At 59.3% G+C, this 19,852-nt stretch carries 12 protein-coding genes, 2 tRNA genes and 1 pseudogene; 6 read left to right on the plus strand and 9 right to left on the minus strand.

Annotated elements, in window-relative coordinates; translation table 11 throughout:
* Positions 1–256 precede the first annotated feature (256 nt).
* The 3 genes from H3U90_RS02860 (at position 257) to H3U90_RS02870 (ending at position 3,332) form a co-directional block, all read left to right on the plus strand.
* On the plus strand, positions 257–982 hold the full coding sequence (locus H3U90_RS02860; protein WP_198176966.1) for a DedA family protein: 726 nt from the start codon (positions 257–259) through the stop codon (positions 980–982).
* A gap of 141 nt (positions 983–1,123) precedes the next feature.
* Positions 1,124–1,196, plus strand: a tRNA-Ala gene (locus H3U90_RS02865).
* Positions 1,197–1,442: 246 nt separating this feature from the next.
* Positions 1,443–3,332, plus strand: coding sequence for a cellulase family glycosylhydrolase (locus H3U90_RS02870; RefSeq protein WP_198176967.1), 1,890 nt, complete (start codon positions 1,443–1,445; stop codon positions 3,330–3,332).
* An 83-nt stretch (positions 3,333–3,415) separates the two neighbouring features.
* On the opposite strand, the gene H3U90_RS02875 is transcribed toward H3U90_RS02870, so the two are convergent.
* The 7 genes from H3U90_RS02875 to H3U90_RS02905 form a co-directional block, all read right to left on the minus strand.
* Entirely contained in the window at positions 3,416–4,603 is a 1,188-nt protein-coding gene (locus H3U90_RS02875; RefSeq protein WP_198176968.1) for a glycoside hydrolase family 1 protein, read from the minus strand.
* A gap of 257 nt (positions 4,604–4,860) precedes the next feature.
* Complete coding sequence (locus tag H3U90_RS02880) at positions 4,861–8,577, minus strand: hypothetical protein (RefSeq protein ID WP_198176969.1); 3,717 nt, start codon at positions 8,575–8,577, stop codon at positions 4,861–4,863.
* Positions 8,578–8,619: 42 nt separating this feature from the next.
* Positions 8,620–9,513: an alpha/beta fold hydrolase gene (locus H3U90_RS02885; protein ID WP_198176970.1), complete on the minus strand. Its 894-nt coding sequence runs from the start codon at positions 9,511–9,513 to the stop codon at positions 8,620–8,622.
* Between the two features lie 24 nt (positions 9,514–9,537).
* Positions 9,538–11,208, minus strand: coding sequence for an ABC transporter ATP-binding protein (locus H3U90_RS02890; RefSeq protein WP_198176971.1), 1,671 nt, complete (start codon positions 11,206–11,208; stop codon positions 9,538–9,540).
* A complete protein-coding gene (locus H3U90_RS02895; RefSeq protein ID WP_198176972.1) occupies positions 11,205–12,173 on the minus strand; it encodes an ABC transporter permease in 969 nt (322 codons plus the stop codon). Before H3U90_RS02895 ends, H3U90_RS02890 begins: the two co-directional genes overlap by 4 nt.
* A 5-nt stretch (positions 12,174–12,178) precedes the next feature.
* Positions 12,179–13,078, minus strand: coding sequence for an ABC transporter permease (locus tag H3U90_RS02900; protein WP_232341294.1), 900 nt, complete (start codon positions 13,076–13,078; stop codon positions 12,179–12,181).
* 214 nt (positions 13,079–13,292) lie between these two features.
* Positions 13,293–14,939 carry an ABC transporter substrate-binding protein gene (locus tag H3U90_RS02905; RefSeq protein ID WP_198176974.1) on the minus strand — a complete coding sequence of 549 codons (1,647 nt, stop codon included), beginning with the start codon at positions 14,937–14,939 and terminating at the stop codon, positions 13,293–13,295.
* 334 nt (positions 14,940–15,273) lie between these two features.
* Here H3U90_RS02905 and H3U90_RS02910 point away from each other — a divergent pair, with 334 nt between their 5' ends.
* The 3 genes and pseudogenes from H3U90_RS02910 (at position 15,274) to H3U90_RS02920 (ending at position 16,971) form a co-directional block, all read left to right on the plus strand.
* A complete protein-coding gene (locus H3U90_RS02910; RefSeq protein ID WP_198201706.1) occupies positions 15,274–16,386 on the plus strand; it encodes a LacI family DNA-binding transcriptional regulator in 1,113 nt (370 codons plus the stop codon).
* 23 nt (positions 16,387–16,409) lie between these two features.
* Positions 16,410–16,643, plus strand: a pseudogene (locus H3U90_RS02915) (DedA family protein); the annotation flags it as partial.
* A 254-nt stretch (positions 16,644–16,897) separates the two neighbouring features.
* Positions 16,898–16,971: transfer RNA gene (locus H3U90_RS02920), tRNA-Ala, on the plus strand.
* A 423-nt stretch (positions 16,972–17,394) separates the two neighbouring features.
* Here H3U90_RS02920 and H3U90_RS02925 read toward each other — a convergent pair.
* Positions 17,395–18,840, minus strand: a complete 1,446-nt coding sequence (locus tag H3U90_RS02925; protein WP_198176975.1) for an FtsX-like permease family protein — start codon at positions 18,838–18,840, stop codon at positions 17,395–17,397.
* Positions 18,837–19,559 (minus strand): ABC transporter ATP-binding protein, encoded by a 723-nt coding sequence (locus tag H3U90_RS02930; RefSeq protein ID WP_198176976.1) that lies wholly within the window; start codon positions 19,557–19,559, stop codon positions 18,837–18,839. Before H3U90_RS02930 ends, H3U90_RS02925 begins: the two co-directional genes overlap by 4 nt.
* Between the last annotated feature and the right edge of the window lie 293 nt (positions 19,560–19,852).

The following is a 19,852-nucleotide window of genomic DNA, read 5'->3' on the forward strand; positions in this document are numbered from 1 at the left end:
TGAAGAAGTAGGCTTCTGGCTGACACCCCTTCGAGACGGAATACGCACAGGGCACGGTCGGGACGGTGCCATCACACCGCCACCCGACCCTCCAAACGGCGGGGCACACTTCATATGGATTGTCCGCGCATAGGCCGAGATGCGCAACGGTTGTGTCTTCCTCGCAAGGGTCTGGCGAAGACCAACCTGCTGTGGTCCAGGCTTGCTACAGTTTGGAACGGTTCGTGCTCCAACATAACAGGACGGTCTTTGGCATATGGGATTCATACACTGGCTCATCAACCTACTCAAGGATCCGCGCAGCGCCATCGCAGGGTGGATTGCCATGGGACTGGTGCCCACATATGCATTCATCTTCCTGATCATCTTCATCGAGACGGGCGTGGTCTTCATGCCCTTTCTGCCCGGCGACTCCCTCCTGTTCGCAGCCGGCGTCTTCGCACACGACCCCACCAGCGGGATGACATTGGACATCCTCCTGCCGGTCGTCTGCCTGGCTCCGATCCTTGGTGACCAGAGCAACTACTTCATAGGGCACTTTTTCGGACGGGCCATCATCAGGTCAGGCAGGGTGAAGGCCTTGACCCCGGAGCGGCTGGCCAAAACCGAGGGAATGATAGACAAGTGGGGGCCCTTGGCGGTATTCCTGGGCCGTTTCTTCCCCTTCATCAGGACCTTCATGCCCTTCATCTCGGGAATCTCGGGGATGAAGTGGAGCCGGTTCACCCCCTTCAGTGTTCTGGGGGGCCTGGTCTGGTCCACCCTCTTCACCCTCCTGGGTTACTTCTTCGGCGGCATTCCGGCCGTCCAGGAGCATTTCGAGCTGGTCATCATCCTTATTCTGCTCATATCCGTCATGCCGACCGTCATCGGACTGATCAAGGCCAGGGCAGGCAAGGGCAAAAAGGCCCAATCCGCGCAGACTGCCGCTGACCGGGACGATCTCGGGGAAAGCAAGCAGGGCGGGAACCCCAGCGACTGAATACGACAACCCATCCGGCAGCCGCGGAAACCGAGCCATGGGTTTGTAACACGGAGCCATGGCACAGACCGTCCAGATTGCGTTTGTGCCCACCCTGCGATACAGTACAGTCTGTTGTTCGGCTACGGTCGGGCAACGAATGGGGCTGTAGCTCAGTTGGTAGAGCGCTTCGTTCGCATCGAAGAGGTCGGGGTTTCGACTACCCTCAGCTCCACTTTTCACCATTAATTCCGGGCATGCATGCCTGGCCCGTCAGTCGGCTCGGCCTCCGCTATTTATTCTAATGATTGAACTATAATATCTGTATGAGATTCTGCCACAGTTGGCGGGCTCACTAAGGCGACATAATACGGATTGTGCCGCGCAGCTGCATACTCAGCGCACCACACAGGCAACATCCGGCAGGTCCTGTCCTGCAGGCAGAGCCTGCCCAGTCATGGAACAGGGGATTGAATTGACGATGAAGCGATTCAGATCATTTATCACGAAGACATGCAAGACGGGAACGACAGGGTGGGGTCCGGCCCTGACCGCGGCCACAACGGCCCTGACCGCCATGGGGCTGGTCCTGGCACCTGCGGCGAGCGCGGACACACAAACCCGCACCGAATCAGACCCAGAGAACATCACGGCCTCGACTACCATCCTGCCGAAGACCGGGCTGACGCCTTCTCTCCAGTTCGCCAAGGAGATGGGCAGGGGATGGAACCTGGGCAATTCCTTCGATGCGGTGGACACCAACTGGTCCTCCCCCGATCAGGGCGAACAGGCCTGGGGGAATCCCAAGGTGACCCCCGACCTGCTCAAGGCCGTCAAGGACAAGGGCTACACCAGCATCCGGATTCCCATGACCGTCTACCGGCGATACCAGGACCTGGGCTCGGCCAACAAGGACGGCTACCGTTACCTGATCAATAAGGATTGGCTCAATCGGTATCGCCAGGTGGTCGACCAGGCGACCGGACTGGGAATGCACGTCCTGGTCAACATCCACCATGACTCCTGGATCTGGCTGAAGCAGTGGAATGGGCAGGTCGGGGCCAAGGAGGAGGTCATGTTCTCGGATTTCTGGAAACAGCTGGCCAGAACCTTCGCCGACGAGTCGGACAAGGTGGCCTTCGAGACCATCAACGAACCCCAGTTCAACACCTGGGACTACCCGTCCGCCCAGGAGAAGTTGGACAGATTGAACACGGAGGCGCGCTCCATCATCCGCTCCGTGCCCGGCAACGAGCACCGCATGATCGTCATGCCCACCCCTTCCACCACCCCTTCCGACGAGTACACCAGGCATCTGGCCTCCCTGATCAAGGGCTTCAACGATCCATACCTCGCTGCCACGGTTCACTACTACAGTGAGTGGCTCTACAGCGCCAACCTGGGGATCACCGGCTTCGACGAGAGGATCGGCACCGACAACCAGGGCCGCCCGACCACGGCCAGGACCTCGGCCGCCGCCACCTTCAGGACCATCCAGGACAACCTGACCAGCCAAGGCATCGGCACGGTGATTGGCGAGTACGGCCTCCTGGGCTATGACACGGGCAGCGACGTGCTCCAGGAAGGGGAGGAACTCAAGTACTACGACTACATGAACCAGATGGCCCGCCAGGGCGGAATTGGGCTCATGCTCTGGGACAACGGCTCCATGATTTCACGTCAGGCCCCATATGGGTGGAAGAGCGCTCGGATCGGCTCCGAACTCCAGGCGGCCATGGGCGCCATCTCTTCCTATGCCACGGGTCCCGACACTGTTTATCTTGCCTCCAAGGCTCAATCGGGACTGACCATTCCCCTGACCCTGAACGGGAACTCCTTCAACTCGATCAAGGGCCTCAAGGCCGGTTCCGACTACACCTACGACGCTTTCTCCCAGACGGTGACCCTGACCGCCTCCTACCTGAACCGGATCCTGTCTGCCCCTAAGGCACCGTCCTACGGTCAGCTGGCCGATCTGACCCTCACATTCACCGCCGGCGCCGACTGGCATGAGTATCTGGTTCGAGCAGGGCAGGCCACCTCCTCGCCCGCCGTGGGCCAGCGCAGCGGAATCACACTCCCCATGGACTATGAGGGAAACGCCGTCCGCAGGGTCTCCGCCAAGGAATACGGGCGGGCCGTCGGCCCCAACTCCTCCTGGTGGTCCTATCTCCAAGCCGGTTCAGCCTTCTCCAGTGACAGGAGGGCCGGCACCTTCACCCTGAATGGGAACTTCTTCTCCGACCCCAGCGTGACTGATGGAACCGTAGAAGTGACCATCGAGTTCTTCAACGGCTCCTCGATCATCATCCCGATGACCATTTCATCCGGCTCCGTACAGGCAGGGGCATCGCGCCCGGCAGACCAGTAGGCACAAGAGCGGTATGTGGTAGCGTCCGGCCCCGGACCGATACGAAGTCGGTTCGGGGCCGAACGTTGGCGCTCATGCCTGTATTAGCCTCGGGGATGGGCGAGGATGCCGGAACGGGCCACCTGACCCAGCCAAGCCAGGGAGAGCTTGGGATGACGCTCGAAGGTCTCGTGGTCCACGGATACCAGGCCGAAGGTGGGTTTGTAGGACCCCCACTCGTAGTTGTCCAGGAGTGACCAGTGTAGGTAACCCTCCACGCGCACACCCTCATCCATGACCTGATGAAGGCCGGCCAGGGCGTCAAAGGTATAGTCGATCCTCCGAGTGTCATCGGCTGTGGCGATTCCATTCTCGGTGACCACGATGGGGATGTGCCCGGCGGTCCGCCAAGTGTGGCGCACGGCCTCCCCCAGGGCGGCAGGGTAATACTCCCAGCCGGTCAGGGTCTTCTCCGCATCCTCCGGGACCGGTCGGGGGCCGTCGTGGCCGATGAAAGTACGCAGGTAAGCCTGCACCCCTATGAAGTCGTCGCCTCGTGCGGCCTGGGTGAAAAAGTCCTCACGAGGGTAGCGGTACTCCTCCATGTCCTGCTCACAGCCCGGCAGGGCCTGGAAATCCTGACAGGCAATGGTCCAACCGGACTTGATTCCCGGTCGGCGGGAAAGGACTGCCCGAGCCCTCCTGTGGGCCTTGACCAGGGATTCGGAGATGCCCGGATCGGGGGTGGGTAGGGAGGCGGCAGCCATGTCGCTGCCCTCCTGCCCCCCTTGGGTCAGAGCCACCATATTGGGCTCGTTGATCGTGCAGACCCAGGTGACACCTTCCAGAATAGGAATGAGGTGCTCCACGTACCGGCCGAAGAGGTCTGCGGAGGCAGGATTACGCCAGCCCCCCCGCCTGGCCAGCCAGCGGGGCAGGGTCATGTGGTTCAGGGTGACCATGGGGGTCACCCCGGCCTGGAGGCAGGCTTCGATCATGGCCCGGTAGTGTAGGAGCTGGGCCTGGGAGAAGAACCCCTCCTCAGGCTCCACCCTGGCCCACTCCACTGAGAAGCGGTAGGTGTTCAATCCGCTGTCGGCCAGGAGGGATATGTCTTCCGCGTAACGGTTGTAGCTGTCGTCAGCATCCCCCGAAGGCTCGCTGAGGTCGCTGTCCGGCCGGTGCTCACGCTCCCACCAGTCGGCATTGATATTGTTGCCCTCTATCTGGTGGGCAGCCGTGGCCGCCCCCCAGAGGAAGTCCTGTGGAAACGTGTATGTAGGCCTTGGCATGTTATGTACCTTCCTTGTTGGATTTGGCGGGCTGACCCTGCCTGCACCTTCCAGATAGCTGGATTCCCTTACGCGATTCGATTGCCGGTAGGTGCACGACGCCGCGAAGATAGCGACACCGACTTCCCCGCAAATCGCAGACTGTCGCTCTGCGTACACAGACACCCTGCCCACTTGGCCGAGAAAGGCAGGCGGACGACCTGCTGCCGAACAGCTGACCGCCCAGCCACCTCCCTTGTAGACATGGGTGTCGGCACTTACTTTACGGTCTGTCCGTCGACTGTGAGGTAGATGTCGATATGGTCAGCTCCGGCCAACTGGCCCTGCGTCACAACCAATCCGCCCTTGCGGTAAGGCAGATCCAGGATCCGGCCCTCAAGCCTGTGTCCATCGGCCTCAACCCTCAAGCGGTCCGAACCTGTACCCTCTGAGCCGGTGTCCCCTGGTCCAGCGATCGGCCCACCAGCCACATGGTAGCGGATGGTACGCGGCTGGCCGAATAGGGTCATGGTCACCTCCAGTCCGTCATCTTCCTGGGACAGGACCGGGTCGAAGACAACCAGCCCATCGTGCAGCTGGAGGCCGAAGAGGTGCTGGACCACTTGTCGGCAGTAGATGCCGGGGCCGGAGGAATAAATCCTCCATCCTCCCCTCACACCTACGGGGTCCTTGGCCCCCTCCTTGAGCCTCGACCATTGGGAGGCGGCCGTGTATCGGTCGGGGAAGTCGGCATCCGACGAAGCGAAATAGCAGTTGCGTTGCCTGGGCTCGCTTGTAGGCAGGCGGCGGAATTGGCCCACCGGGCTGATTCTTAGGAGTTCCCGACCCAGGCGTGTCCTGCCCAGTAGGCCCAGGGCCTCCGTGTAACGCACATGGGCGTGCGTATACATCAGGCCGATCTCCCGGCCCACGTTGGCGGCCTGTTCGGCCCTCTTGAAAACCCTGGTCACTCCGTCATGGAAGGAGGCCGGGCAATCCATGAGCCTGACTCCGTCCGGATAATGAAGATTGCCTTCGATGATTCTCTCATGGTCCGCCTCCTGGTCAGGTGTGAGCAGGCCAGCGATGATGGAGCGAGTCATAGGAATCAACCTGTACCGTATCTTGGTCCTGGTATCCGAGGGGTGTATGACCGGGCGGGGTTGCCCATCGACGAAATTGACGTATCCGGCCAGGACCCCTTGGAATATAAAGTTATCGGCGAAGTCGTCCTTGATTCTGCCGGCCTCCCCGGCAAAGCGGGAGGCCAGGTCGGTCCGGCCGGCGGCCTCAAGGAGCGGTTGCAGTCCGCAGCAGGCCTGGTAGAGGAGGGCGATGGTCCATGTGGAGGCCATCTGTCTTTTCATGGACTCCTGGGCCGGTTGCAGGGTATCGTCCCAATCCCCCTCGCCATAACAGAAGAGGTCGGTGTCCGGGACCCTATGCGACTGGATATAGTCCAGCGTCCGGGCAAGATGGTCGGCCACCGTGGGCAGGCCGGAAGAGGGGCTACCTTGACTGACCGGGCTTGCATCTCCAACTGGTCCCACTGATGCGCAGGGGTGGGTGGCATCATCCCGCCAGAAAGCCACGGGCTCATCCAGGATGTCCAACCTACCGCCTGCTTCGACGTACTCAGCCAGCGCCAGCAGGGGCCAGACGGGGATGTCCCCGTGGGAATCGTGCTGGTAGAAGTCCGCATACTGGTCGAACATGAACCACTGCGGCAGGGAGCCGTCGGGGTTCTGGTGGGCGAAGACCTTGAGGAGGATGGTCCGGGCCAGATCGGTATGACCGAAGGTCAGGGCCAGTTCAAGAGGCCCCTGGCAGACATCCCGTGTACCCCAGGCGGCGCCCCCATACTGTTCTAGCCCGTGGGGTGACAGAAAATGAACCAGGGCGTTCTGCACCAGCCAGGGCAGGAGGTCGTTGAATTCGGCGAATCTTCCCTCCCCTGCCACATGCAGTCCCTGCATGAAAGAGGTCATGGCCAGGTAATGGGCATGGAGGAGCTCCCGTTCGGAGGGGGCGGGGGCCGTATCGGGTGTGCTCTCCTCGCTTGCGCCACCATTCATGGATCCGGCGATGGTGACGGACAGGGCCTGGCCCCCGTCCGACAGGAAGGTGACCATGGCCGGATCGGTGGCGTGGACCCCTGCGCCCGGCTCGAAGAGGGGACCGTCATCCCCGGCCCTTGCATCGGGCGATGAGATGACATAGCTCAGTCCCGGACAACGTTCAGCCGCCAGGCTGCCCGGTGCAGGGGTAAGGGAAATGGACCCCACCATCCCCCGGGCGACATCGGCAGGAGAGAACCTCCGGATCCAGGTGGATGGATCGTCCAGGCTGACGGTCAACAGAGCCCGGATCGGACCGTCGGCCTCCAAATGGATGTCGATGGCGGCCCTGTCCAGGTGGGCGATGGTGGACACCGTCAGGGTCCTGCCTTCCAGACGGTAGACCCAGCGGGATCCGCCCAAATCCATGATGTAGGCCGAAGGAACACCCAGGAGGCGCCAGGTCCCATCCACCTGGACCAGGATGCGGACCCCCCGGGAGCGAAGGAGGCCCAGACCGGTCTTCTGGACGGAAACCAGCAGGTTCATGTTGGTGTTGCCCAGGACCACCTGGGAAGCGAAGACACCCCCGGCGTAGGTGGTGGCGGCCATGGTGGGCCGTGACGGGTCGGTATCCGGGTTGCCGGACAGGAGAATCTGCCCGTGGGAGCGGTCCACCTCCAGTTCCTTGCGTGCACTTACCACATGGCAGACATCATCTCCGAAGTAAGAGAGCAGATGACCTGTCTGGTCCGCCTCCGGCTGGCGGACGGGCCCTCCGCCCAGTTGGCTGAACTCATCCTCAGGCAGAGAGTCGCCATTCAGCAGTGCGGAAGAGACCAGGAATGAGGTTGCCGACTCAGCCTGCGGGGCAACGGGAGAGGCAGGTAAGGTGTCGTGGGAGCCGGTGGACGGACCGTCATCGGCCTCGGTCTTGTCTGCACGACTCCGACTTTGCTCAAAGGCCTCTGCACAGACGGCGCAGGCCTTGCCCAGGTCACCCCTGTAATCGGACAGTGCCGTGTTCCACACCTGCCAGGTGAGGCCTCCCCGGGTCAACGGCGCCCTGGGAGAGAGGAGGCAGGCCATGGCGAACTCATACTGGTCTACGCCCCCCCGGTCCCAGTCGGCATCGCCGAGGGCCGCGGGCTGACCGTCCAGACGCGCACCAAGCCCGTAGAAGTCGTAACCGTCAGTCATGAATGCCCTGCACCCCTGTGAGATTCCCGTGACGTACAGGGGGAGCCGAGGGGCGCAACCCATCGTCTGCCGGGCTGACAGGACGTTGCCAGAATCGGGGACGTCCTGCACATGGTAGGCGATGTACTGGGAGATGTAGGACTCGGCGCCGGCAGCCATGGACGGCTCCACCAAGGCCAGGTCCTGGGCGGAAACCAGGTCCCACAGATCGTCAGGCAAGACGGCGTCATCACATTCCTGCCTCTCAATACCGGAAGTCGAGTCACCCTGGTCGATCGTGACCGACACCTCCCAGGCCCAGGACGCCCCCCTGCCAGTCCCGCCGCCTTCGCCACCTGATGGAAGAGCCAGGGAAAGCGCAGGCGATATGGCGCTTGGAACAAGTCGAACCCGCCAACGGACGCCCATGTCCCTCCCCTCCCAGACTGGGCTGCCGGCTGCTGGATCGAAGGAGGCCCGGGAACTTGATCCGGTCAGTTGGATGGAATCGATCCGCCCCTCCCGATGGCGGCGGAGCCAGAGACCGGCAAGGGGACGGTCATGGATGCCTGGCCTGAACTGGGTGACCTGGATGCCCCCCGCATTGATCAGTGTCAGGTCCCCGTTGAAGTTGAACGAAGCCGAGAAGTCCCCTCTCTCGACGGTCATGCCTTGGGGCCGCCGCATCCGGTCCCCGTCTCCCTCGCCGTCACCTGCGCCCCGATCGGGAGACTTGCCGCGTGGAGTCTCTGTGTTCATCTTCCCCGCTTTCATTGCTGATGGGCTTGTTCCTGCTGAAATTCACCGTTCGCTCTGTGCAGAAGTCCAGAAGTCGTCCAGGAGGGCCGCCGTCTCCTCAGGCCTGTCGATGTTGGGACAGTGGCCGGCACCCGCAACCACCTCGTAGCGCGCGCCCAGCAGGCGGGCCATCCTGGCCTGCCAGTCCTGGGGCCAGGAGAAGTCGTCGTGCTCGCCATGGAAAACCATCATGGGCAGGCCGGTGGCAGCCAGCTGTTCGGTTCTGTCATGCAGATCGGCCAGCTGGTCTATGGTCCCGATGAGCTGGTCCCGGCTGGTCCGCTCTGCCCGAAGACGCTGGAATCTGTCTTGCGGATTCAGCTCCTCGTCCGGCAGGCTGGCCCTGTCCGGGTTATCCAGCCTCCACAGATCCCCACCAGGGTGGTCCAGGAGTCGCTGGCGCAGGTCCGCCTTCCGGCCCGGCCAACCGTGGGGGCCGGACGACATGAGGGTAAAGCTGGCAAAGAGGTCAGGGTCGGCCAGGAGGGCCGCCTGGGCCACCACCCCGCCGAAGCTGTGTCCCAGGAGGTGGACCCGTTTGGCCCCGGTGTGCTCGATCAGGATACGGGCTACATCCAAGGCATCACCGGCCGTGGCCCCCCTGTCATAGGCCTTCCTCCCTTCAGGGGCCACCGAGTCTGCCTGCCCCCTCTGCGAGTAGGACCAGACATCCCAACCATCCTCTCCCAGGATGGAACTGATCTGGTAGAAGTCCTCCTTGGAACCTGTGAAGCCGGGAATCATCATGGCCACTCCCCGCACCCCCCTTACCCCCTTGGGGGCATGGAGGGCAGTCAGGTCGCCCACGGGGGCATGTATGACCATGGGCTCGATGTTCTCCGGCAGGGGTAGGTCGCCAAAGGGCACACCCCTGTCCACGACATGGTGGGATATCATTGTTTCTCCTGTGGCTTTCTGCCCTCAGGCCTGCGTGCGCAGGCTGGGGATGGCATCGAGCAGTTTGATCGTGTAGTCGTTTTCAGGATGCTGAAGAACCTGGGCCGTCCGTCCCCGCTCCACCACCGTGCCCTTGTTGAGGACCATGATCGAATCGGTGATCAGTCGGGCCGACAGGAGGTCGTGGGTGATGTAGAGCATGCTCACGTTCAACCGGACCCTCAGGTCGTCAAGGAGGGCCAGGATTCCGGCCCTCAGGGTCATGTCCAGCATGGAGACCGGTTCATCGGCCACCAGGACGTGGGGGTTGCTGGCCAGCGCCCGGGCTATGACCACCCTTTGGCGTTGCCCTCCCGACAGCTGGTGGGGGAGTTTGGCGGCATACTGTTCCACAGGGGTCAAGCCCACCGTGTCCAGCAGTTCCAACATCCGCCTGCGCGCATCGTCCCCCCTCAGGTCCGTGTAATTGAGGATGGGCCTGGTCAGCGTGTACTCCACCGTGTGGAGGGGGTTGAGGGCCGAATAGGGATCCTGGAAGATCATCTGAATGTCGGAACGCAGGGACCTCAGATCCTTGCGCCGCTTCATCTGATCAACCCGCCTGCCGCCCAGGGTGATGTTGCCTGAGGTCGGCCTTTCCACCCCGGTGAGCATTTTGGCTATGGTGGACTTGCCGGATCCGGATGCCCCGACCAGGGCCAAGGACTGACCCGGGGAGAGGGTGAAGGAGACATTGTCGACGGCGGTCACCGAATCCTCACCCCGCTTGCGGGAGGGGTAGATTTTGGAGACGCCGGTCACCGTGACCGTCATATCTTCCTCATCGTCGGTCTGCGAAGTGGTTCCACCAACCGAGCCTGAGGCCTCGGCCTCATCGCGAGGCTTCAAGCCGGGCACTGAAACGTGTTCGGCTCTGGGATCACCATAATGGCTGAGGAGCATCTTGGTGTAGTCGTCCTGGGGATCGGTCAGGATCCGCTCGCTGGGGGCATCCTCCACAATCCGTCCGTTGTGCATGACCAGGACCCTTTGGGTGGACTCAAGGACCACACCGAGGTCGTGGCTGATCAGGATGGCGGTGAAGCCCTCCTGTTTCTGCAGCTCCCGGATGGTCCCCATCACCTCGTGCTGGACCAGGACGTCCAGGGCGGTGGTCGGCTCGTCGAAGACCATGAGCTTGGGCTCCAAGGCCAGGGCCAGGGATATGGAGACCCTCTGCCTCATGCCGCCCGACAGTTCACCCGGGTAGGCGTCAAGCACGGAGTCCTGCAGACCTACCTTCTCTACGAGCTGCCTGGAATGCGCCTCGTAATCCTTCTTCTCCACGTTCCCGTGGGCCTTGTAGATGTCCACGAAGTGCTTGCGTACGGTCCGCACCGGGTTCAAGGCGTTCATGCCCGACTGGAGGACCATGGCGAATCCGCCGCACCGCTGTCTGCGGAGCTCCTCCTGGCTGAGAGTGGTGATGTCCTTGCCCCCGAAGAGCACACGCCCCTTGCTAATCCGGGCCGGCGGCTTTGAGAGTCGTGTGACGGCGAAGCCCAGGGTGGACTTGCCCGACCCCGACTCACCGACCAGGCCCACGAATTCACCCTGGTCCAGCGAAAAACTCACGTCCTCGACCGCCTTGACCGGTTCCTGGTCGGGGCTGTCATATTCGACGGACAGGTTCTCGACACGTAGCAGTTCCATCATGCCTTCCCTTCACGCAGACGGGGGTTGCTCAGGCGGTCCACACCGAAGTTGATGAAGGTCATGGAGACCGCCAGGAGGGCGACCATGAGACCTGGCGCCAGCAGGAGCGCCCACTGGCCGGTCAGGATCACATTGTTGTTCTGGGCCCAGTAGAGCATGGTGCCCCAGCTGACCGTGGTCGAGTCGCCCAGGCCCAGGAATTCCAGGCCTGCTTCCGACAGAGCGCCGGAGGTGGCCGCACCGAAGAAGTTGTTGATGATCAGGGAGAGCATGTTGGGGAAGATCTCATGGAAGATGATCCGCCAAGAGCTGTCCCCGCTGAAGGCCGCTGCAGTGACGAAGTCCCTGGAACGCAGGGACTGGGTCTGCGAGCGCAGGACCCGGGACCCCCAGGCCCAACCGGTCAGGACGATGACCAGTATGATCACGCTCATGCCTCCGTTCTGGAGGTAGGCGGCGATGATGATCATCAGTGGGAGGGAGGGGATGACCAGGAATAGGTTGACGATGAAACCGACGAATTCCCCGGCGAAGGAGCGGATGTAGCCCCAGCTCAGGCCCACCAACACGGCGATGCAGGTGGATAGGAGACCGGAGACCATGGCCACCATGACAGAGACCCTCCCGCCCCACAGGAGCTGGGAGAGGACGTCCTGCCCGTTGCTGGTGGTACCCAGCCAGTGCTGGGCGCTGGGTCCGATGCTGGCCTCGAAATCGCCGGCCTTTGGGTCATAGGGGCTGAGCCAAGGGGCGAACAGGGCCGAAAGGACGATCAGGGCCAACAGGACCAGGCCGAACCTGGCCTTGGGCACCTCCCAGACCGTCCCGAACCCCTTGCCTATCACCTCCAGGGCCCGGAGGACGGGATTCCGGTCCCTGGCGGTACGGGCCTGCGGCCCTTGGGGGTCATTCCCATCCCCTTGTGCGGAAGTCTGCATCCCTGTGCTGACGATGCTGTTCGTCATCGCCCTCACCTCCTCGTCCTCGGGTCAAGGACCCCGTAAAGAATGTCCACGATGAAGTTGGCCACAAGCACGCTGATGGTGATCATCAGGAAGATGGCCTGCATCAGGGGGTAGTCCTGGTTGGTCACGGCCTGATAGAGCAGGAGGCCGACCCCCGGATAGTTGAAGACCTGCTCGACCAGGAGGGAACCGCCGACCACGCCGCCCAGGACCAGACCAAAGGAGGTCAGGTTGGGAAGGAGGGCGTTCCTGGCCGCGTACTTGAGCATGACCGTCCGCTGGCGCAGGCCGTTGGCTTCGGCAAAGGTGACGTAATCATCACCCAATGTGTTGATCATGGTGTTGCGCATGCCCATCACATAGCTGCCCAGGGAGGTCAGCAGGATGGTCAGTGCCGGCAGTATGGAGTGCTCCACGGCGTCAGATATGAAGTCCATCGAGAAGTTGGGTATCGCGGTGGACGAGTAGGCGCCGGAGGTCGGGAAGATGCCGGCCCTGTAACCGAGGAAGAAGAGGAGCATGAGGGCCAGCCAGAAGGAGGGGAAGGCCGAGAGGAAGGAGCTGGAAATCGTACCGGTCACATCCACGGCGGTCCCCCGCTTCCAGGCCATGAGGGCCCCGAGTGCAGTCCCGATGATGAAGGAGACGATCGTGACCAGCCCCACCAGTGTCAGGGTCCAAGGAAGGGCAGCCCCCACCAGGTCCGATACATTCTGCGGGAAGTTGCTGTATGAGACGCCGAAGTTCAGGTGGACCACATCCCCCAGATACTGCCAGTACTGGCTGAGCAGGTTGCCCTTGGGCATGCCCAGCTGGGCTTCTATGGAAGCCCTGACCTCAGGGGTGACCGGCCCGTTCTGGGACAACTTGGCTATGGCCGCGTCGGCAGGTGATCCAGGCATCATCCTGGGCAGTAGGAAGTTGACGGTTATGGCCGCCCAGAGGGTAACGAAGAATAGACCAATTTTCCCGAAAAAATATCGCACGTGACGACCTTTCATCCGTCAGGGGCGGGGGGCGGCCCAGTAGGCAGACAAGGAGGGACCGGCCGTCCCGACGGCCCGGCAGGACCGCCACCGAACCAGCCCGCTCCTCTTCTGCCCTGATGGGCCCGGCCTCTCAGGCCTTCTTGATATGGGTTACCACCATGAGAACCGACTGGGTCCAGGTGCTGGGTGAGGTGTAGGGGTCGTCCTCACTGGGCCAACCCGTGTAGTTCCGTGTACTGAACAGGCCCCAGAGACCGCCGTAGAAGAGACCGATCACCGGCACATCGTCGTAGACGATCTGCTGGAGCTGGTCGACTATGGCCTTCTGGGACTTCTCATCGGCCGCCTGCTTGAGCTGGGCCAGGAGTTCATCGGCCTTGGGGTTCTTGTAACGCTCGAAGTTGGCGTTGGCTGACTGACCCACGGGAACCGCGAACTCACTGTTGAGCAGGCCGTTGTAGTCCTGGAAGACGCTGCCGGTGCCTCCGAAGGAGGAGATCAGGAGATCATAGTCGCCGTTGTTCTGCGCCTGCGTGTATGCGGCCGGCTGGGGCTGGGTGAGCTTGACGGCTATACCCAGCTTGGTCAACTGGCCCTGCATGGTCTGCACCCCGCGCAGCCAGTCGGTGTAGCCGCTGGGCACGGTGATGTTGACCTCGAGCTGCTTGCCGTTGGAGTCCACCAACTGGTCGCCCTGCTTCTTGTAGCCGGCCTTGGCGAAGTACTCGAGGGACTGGGCCTCGTCCTGGGAGACCTTTCCCTTGTTGGGAATGGAATCGTTGACCCACTTGTCATGGTTGGGCAGGATGAGGCCGGTCTGGGTGGCACCATCCACATAGCCTTCCTCAGCGTCCTTGGCGATCTTGTCGCGATCAAGGGCATAGCTGAGGCCCTTGCGGAAGTTCACGTCGCTGAAGGGGGCTTTGGTCAGGTTCGGGTAAAGGGAGACCGTGCCCCCCGGGGGGAACCAGTAGTGGTTGTGCTGCTTGTCGGCGCCCACCCAGGTCTTGTCCACGTTGTTGATGAAGGAGTAGGCCCAGTCATACTTCTTGTTGACCAGGTCCAACTGCTTGTTGGAGGCGGGAAGGACGATGGTGTCGGCCGCAACCTTTCCGGCCTGCCAGTAGTCCTTGTTCTTCGCCAGGGTGTACTGATTGGGCTTGAAGGTGCCCAACTTATACGGGCCAGTCCCGACGGGGTTCTCATTGGTCCACTTGAGGGGATCCTTCACATCCTTCCAGATGTGCTCCGGGACGATGTTCTGCTGGCTGACAATCGACACCGCAGGCACATCGTTGTCCTTGAACTGGAAGGTCACTTTGGACCCTGAGGCCTCAAGGGAGGAGATATGCTGCCAGACCCCCAGGGAGTCCATGGCCGCATCCTTCTTGACCAGATTGAAGGTGAAGACCACATCCTGCGCCGAGAAGGGCTTGCCGTCGCTCCACTTGACCCCGTCACGAATCTGGAACTCCACCGTCTTGGGGTCCACGATCTTGTGCCCGCTGGCCAGGAAGGGGGTTGAGGTCCCGTCGAGGCTGTTGACTACTTCGAGGGGTTCGTAGATGAAGTTGATGCCTATCCTCTTGCTGGTCGAGAATGGGTTGAAATTACGGGTGAAAGTTGGACTGCCACTGTCACCGCCGAAGAGGATCTGATTGCCTGCGGCAGCCTCCTGCGTTGCTTCGGACTTACTTCCGCATGCCCCCAGTCCCAGGAGGGTGGCCCCTGCAACCAATGTTGCGAGGATCCTCACCGCCACTGTTTTCCGTCTCATATGTCTCCTTTGTCTGCATTGACATTCACGGGCCAAATCCGTCCTCTGCTATCGGGGTGTAGTCGGCACGCGCATGCACGGGTGGGTTCCCGGACCTGCACGGCATCCTCTGACCGGACCGGATCAACCATCGTGCTCTCTACTGTATGCGCTTACATTTAAATGTGCAAATCATTCCAATCGGAAGTTTTTAAGCGTGGGGATTCCTTCATTTACTTATATAGTTACCTATATTCCCAGATAAGGAGCATTAATGTTAGCGCTATCAAATCTTGCAATCAACTGCACGTTTCGATGATATGCTGTATGGGATGTATGAAAGAAAGGAAAGAGGATGGCAAGGAAACCGACCGTGTACGATGTCGCCCGCGAGGCCGGCGTATCCATAGCCACCGTCTCCAGGGTCCTGCGCACACCGGAGATGGTGAGGCCCGAGACCAGACAGACTGTGCTCAAAGCCATAAACCTCCTGGGCTACCTCCCCAGCGGCAGCGCACGGAGCCTGGCCGCCCGGCGGACCAACACCATAGGCCTTTTTCTGCCGAACATCGATCAATTGGACCAGATCAGCGACTTCGAACTGGTCAGCGAGGATGCCGCCGACATCGTCGTCGATCCACCCCACGATCAGAAAGACAATACGGATTCCCTCTACTTCGACGAGGTGTTAAGGGGGTGCGAACTGGAGTCCTGGCGGCAGGGCCTCAGCCTCATGGTCAGCATCGGCCTCAGGGGGAAGGGTGACGACATCCCCCAGCTGATCAGCACCATGTCGGAAAAGGTGGATGGTCTGATTGTCCTGGCAAGGTCCGTGCCTGACAGCGTCCTGGCCTTCCTGCGCAAACGCCTGCCCGTTGTCATGATCGCCAATGCTCCATTCAACCAGGAAAGCGAATTCGATCTGGTCCGCGTGAGCAACCGCAAGGGCATGTACACCCTGGTCAGGCACCTGTTCGAGAAACACCGGGTACAGCGGATGGCTTACATGGCGGGCATGGATGATTCCCCAGACAATGGCAAACGCTACGAAGGGTTCTGTGAGGGTCTGAGGTCAGAGGGGTTGGAACCCTCGGCCGCGCCGATCTACAGAGGGCAATTCTCGCAGTCCGTCGCCTATCAGATCGCTGCCAGCCTGGTCAGGCAGGGCACCCTCCCCCAGGCCCTGGTGTGCGCCAACGACCAGATGGGGCTTGGGGTACTGAGGGCCCTGTCTGATGCGGGCGTAAGCGTTCCCGACCAGGTCATCGTCACCGGGTTCGACGGAATCAAGGAGGCCTCCGTCTCCCAGCCCCGCCTGACCACGGTCCGACAGCCCATGGTCGAACTGGGCCGGGCCGCCGTCTCCACACTGGTCAGGCGTCTGAACTCACCGGAGGAACCGCCCATTTCCACCGAACTCCCCGTGAAGGTCCAACTCCGGGAGAGCTGCGAGGGAACCATGGCCTGACCCATGCAGACGGTCTTTGGCATATGGGATTCATACACTGGCTCATCAACCTACTCAAGGATCCGCGCAGCGCCATCGCAGGGTGGATTGCCATGGGACTGGTGCCCACATATGCATTCATCTTCCTGATCATCTTCATCGAGACGGGCGTGGTCTTCATGCCCTTTCTGCCCGGCGACTCCCTCCTGTTCGCAGCCGGCGTCTTCGCACACGACCCCACCAGCGGGATGGCATTGGACATCCTCCTGCCGGTCGTCATCGGGCTGATCAAGGCCAGGGCAGGCAAGGGCAAAAAGGCCCAATCCGCGCAGACTGCCGCTGACCGGGACAATCTCGGGGAAAGCAAGCAGGACGGGAACCCCAGCGACTGAATACGACAACCCATCCGGCAGCCGCGGAAACCGAGCCATGGGTTTGTAACACGGAGCCATGGCACAGACCGTCCAGATTGCGTTTGTGCCCACCCTGCGATACAGTACAGTCTGTTGTTCGGCTACGGTCGGGCAACGAATGGGGCTGTAGCTCAGTTGGTAGAGCGCTTCGTTCGCATCGAAGAGGTCGGGGTTTCGACTACCCTCAGCTCAACCCTTGAGGTAAATCCGCAGCAGTCAATCTGCAATCTGCATTCCGAATGCATTAGCATATGTCCCGTGTAACTTCTGTGACGGAAGCAGATGCTTGCCTAGTTCACATCAACCGAATCCCGGATAGAAAGACATACTTCTTCTCCTCTGCTAGGCATACAGACAAGTCATATAAACCGATTCGTTCTTCAATTTAGGGAAACAAGCCCGCTCTCTATCTGCGTGGATCCGATAGGCTTATCAATGCCTAGTTTCCGGCTTTATTACGCGCAACCCCCCCTCCCCCAAGATTAACAATAACCAGATGACTCACGACTAGACTCAGGCGATCTGCCTTTGGCAGTTATCCGAAGTAACCTTTACCCTATCAACCGTTGTTTGAACTAGGGGTAAATCCCTACTGAAATAGGGGGGGGGTATACTATCATTCCTGCGTCTGATAGAGCGGATGTTGAAGACTAAATCTAGTTTGGCCCCATAAAAGCACTGACAAAATTACAAAACTTGCCAAATAAGAAGTCACCACCACAGGGATATTAATTCCTACTATCCCTGCGTCGTATCCTTTTGAAGCAGCCAATATTTGAGTAAAACCTATAGTTAATCCCATCGGTATCAGCGAAAGGACAACGATGATGACTTCAAGTACAAGTGTTTCGCAAAAAGTAATTTTATAAGAGTCAGATGGTATCAGACCTGCTAATTGGTCTGCACTAGTATCGTGTCTTTGCTCTTGATTTGTCAAAACTACAATGGCGAGAATACCAACTAATACCACCACTGCTGTGGGTAGGAAAACGATCAAAAACTGACCTATCGAGTCAGGCTTATGAGGGCATTCATAAATGGTGCAAACATTTTTCTGTGTAGAATTGCTCATCAACAACAAGAAGAGCAGCGTAAATCCAATAGCCAAGGGCATAGCAGCTGCCGAAGAGGTCGACAGTCTTCGCTCCGCCTGCCTGGTGGCAACCATCCACCACCTGGAAGCAGGGTGTTCAAATGAAGACGCCAAATGCAACAGCCGGATGATCCATGTATTCCAAATTGGCCCACCAGCGACAAGCAAAATAATAAACGGCAAGGTCAGCAGCGCAGGTACAAAAGTAAAGGCAGACCATATATCAGCCATCATGTCACCACTGCGGCTGGTCAAGCTAGCAAACAAGGGGACGGCATCATGAACCATTTTATAGGCCGACCAAGCAGCGCCGAGCAAAAGGGCAAAACTCAGCACTGTTATAATCTTCCGAAGAGGCCCTGTTGTTTTCCCCTCAGCTTGAGCTTGTGCCAAAAATTCAATTGGCAGAGTGCCGGCGAATTTTCGCGTAGTTATCCAGGCACTCATAAATGTTTGTATAAGAATAAGGACCGCGGATAGCAATAGTTCCATAGCACCGAAGTGATATTGTATACGCCCGCCGCCGAGGTATAGGGATGTCTTGGACATAACAAAAGGCGAACACACTGCCCAAACGAGTAAGCTTGCAATATAACCGGCGATCGCAACGATGACGATTTGCCAACGGAAAACTGAACCCATCTGCTTAGGCGTCGCCCCGGTCAAAAAGATAGCAGCTTGTCGAGGGCGCAAACGCGCTATCACAGCCTTATTCACAATAACAGTGATGGCTATTGCCGGTATCATATAGATAATTAAGGAAACTTCCCCAAGTCCCGAGAATTTTTCGAGTGTCGACAGCGAAACCGCATTGGTGTTTTTCGCACGTGCTTGACTGGGGAAAAATATGAACGACAAGGAAGACAAGATCAAAAGACCTGATACAAAAGACAGGCACAAAGAGGCGAGCCAGGTGTGAGAGGTTGCTTTTGCCTCTTGCAAAGCCAAATGAGCAATAAAACGTTTCATCGCTTATTCCTCCCTACCAAGGCAAAGAGCTCTTCCTCTGTCGGTTTCACAATCTGATGAGTCAAACGGCCATCATGGATCACCAATGAAAAATCGGAAGCACTTGCATCCTCCAGACTGTGTGTCACCATTACTACAGCAGAACCCCGATCGGCCAGAAATCGCAGTTGCTGAATGACAAATGAAGCATTAGCCGAATCAAGAGCTCCAGTCGGTTCATCAGCAAAGACAATTTTTGGCTGGAGGTAGAGCACACGCGCTACAGCAATCCTCTGCTGTTGCCCTCCAGACAAATTGAGAACATAGTCATGAATATAATTAGCCAGTCCCATCGCTTGCAGAATAGATTCAGCTCGCTTCACGTCTATTTCCAAACCGGCAAACTGAGCAGAAATGAGAACGTTCTCGAGTACAGTCAGTGACGATACAAGATTTAAGGCCTGAAAAATAAAACCAACATTGCCTTGGCGAAGTTTGGCATTCTGAGAAGGCGTTCCATTTACAATGTCATGTCCGAATAATTCTATCTGTCCCTTATCAACCGGCATCAACCCTGAAAGACAGTAGAGCAACGTTGATTTTCCTGAACCTGAGGGTCCGACTATCGAAGTCATAGTCCCATCATTGAATTCGAGTGAAACATCATCGACTGCGACCGTAGGCTGGCCATGCTCACTGTCGAATTCTTTCCAGAGATGCTCGGCTTTTAACACAATCATCTTTGACTCCTTATAAATGCAACTGCGAACTCCCCCCGCATACGAGTTATTGCACTTAATTAACTCTTATACTATGATTCTCCAAAATGATGGTCTTATCAAATAACGCGGCGGTTCTGTCGCGATGGGTGACCATCAGGATCGTGCTTTTAGGACAAATCGTCTCGATAGCCCGTAGAACAGCTCTTTATATATGGGTCCCAGACACGACTTAGCAGAATACAGATTACTGTAGTTAGTGAACCCTTAGCAGTTCCAAGACCATCCAGAGATCCAGGTGCAGTGAACGCTTA

Origin of the sequence: Bifidobacterium sp. W8103 (genome assembly GCF_016100775.1) — a bacterium.
GTDB lineage: Bacteria > Actinomycetota > Actinomycetes > Actinomycetales > Bifidobacteriaceae > Bombiscardovia > Bombiscardovia choladohabitans.

Excerpts from the sequence above, each read along its gene's own strand:
- H3U90_RS02860 (WP_198176966.1), top strand. The coding sequence starts at position 257 with ATGGGATTCATACACTGGCTCATCAACCTACTCAAGGATCCGCGCAGC.
- H3U90_RS02870 (WP_198176967.1), top strand. The coding sequence starts at position 1,443 with ATGAAGCGATTCAGATCATTTATCACGAAGACATGCAAGACGGGAACG.
- H3U90_RS02875 (WP_198176968.1), bottom strand. The coding sequence starts at position 4,603 with ATGCCAAGGCCTACATACACGTTTCCACAGGACTTCCTCTGGGGGGCG.
- H3U90_RS02880 (WP_198176969.1), bottom strand. The coding sequence starts at position 8,577 with ATGAACACAGAGACTCCACGCGGCAAGTCTCCCGATCGGGGCGCAGGT.
- H3U90_RS02885 (WP_198176970.1), bottom strand. The coding sequence starts at position 9,513 with ATGATATCCCACCATGTCGTGGACAGGGGTGTGCCCTTTGGCGACCTA.
- H3U90_RS02890 (WP_198176971.1), bottom strand. The coding sequence starts at position 11,208 with ATGATGGAACTGCTACGTGTCGAGAACCTGTCCGTCGAATATGACAGC.
- H3U90_RS02895 (WP_198176972.1), bottom strand. The coding sequence starts at position 12,173 with ATGACGAACAGCATCGTCAGCACAGGGATGCAGACTTCCGCACAAGGG.
- H3U90_RS02900 (WP_232341294.1), bottom strand. The coding sequence starts at position 13,078 with ATGATGCCTGGATCACCTGCCGACGCGGCCATAGCCAAGTTGTCCCAG.
- H3U90_RS02905 (WP_198176974.1), bottom strand. The coding sequence starts at position 14,939 with ATGAGACGGAAAACAGTGGCGGTGAGGATCCTCGCAACATTGGTTGCA.
- H3U90_RS02910 (WP_198201706.1), top strand. The coding sequence starts at position 15,274 with ATGGCAAGGAAACCGACCGTGTACGATGTCGCCCGCGAGGCCGGCGTA.
- H3U90_RS02925 (WP_198176975.1), bottom strand. The coding sequence starts at position 18,840 with ATGAAACGTTTTATTGCTCATTTGGCTTTGCAAGAGGCAAAAGCAACC.
- H3U90_RS02930 (WP_198176976.1), bottom strand. The coding sequence starts at position 19,559 with ATGATTGTGTTAAAAGCCGAGCATCTCTGGAAAGAATTCGACAGTGAG.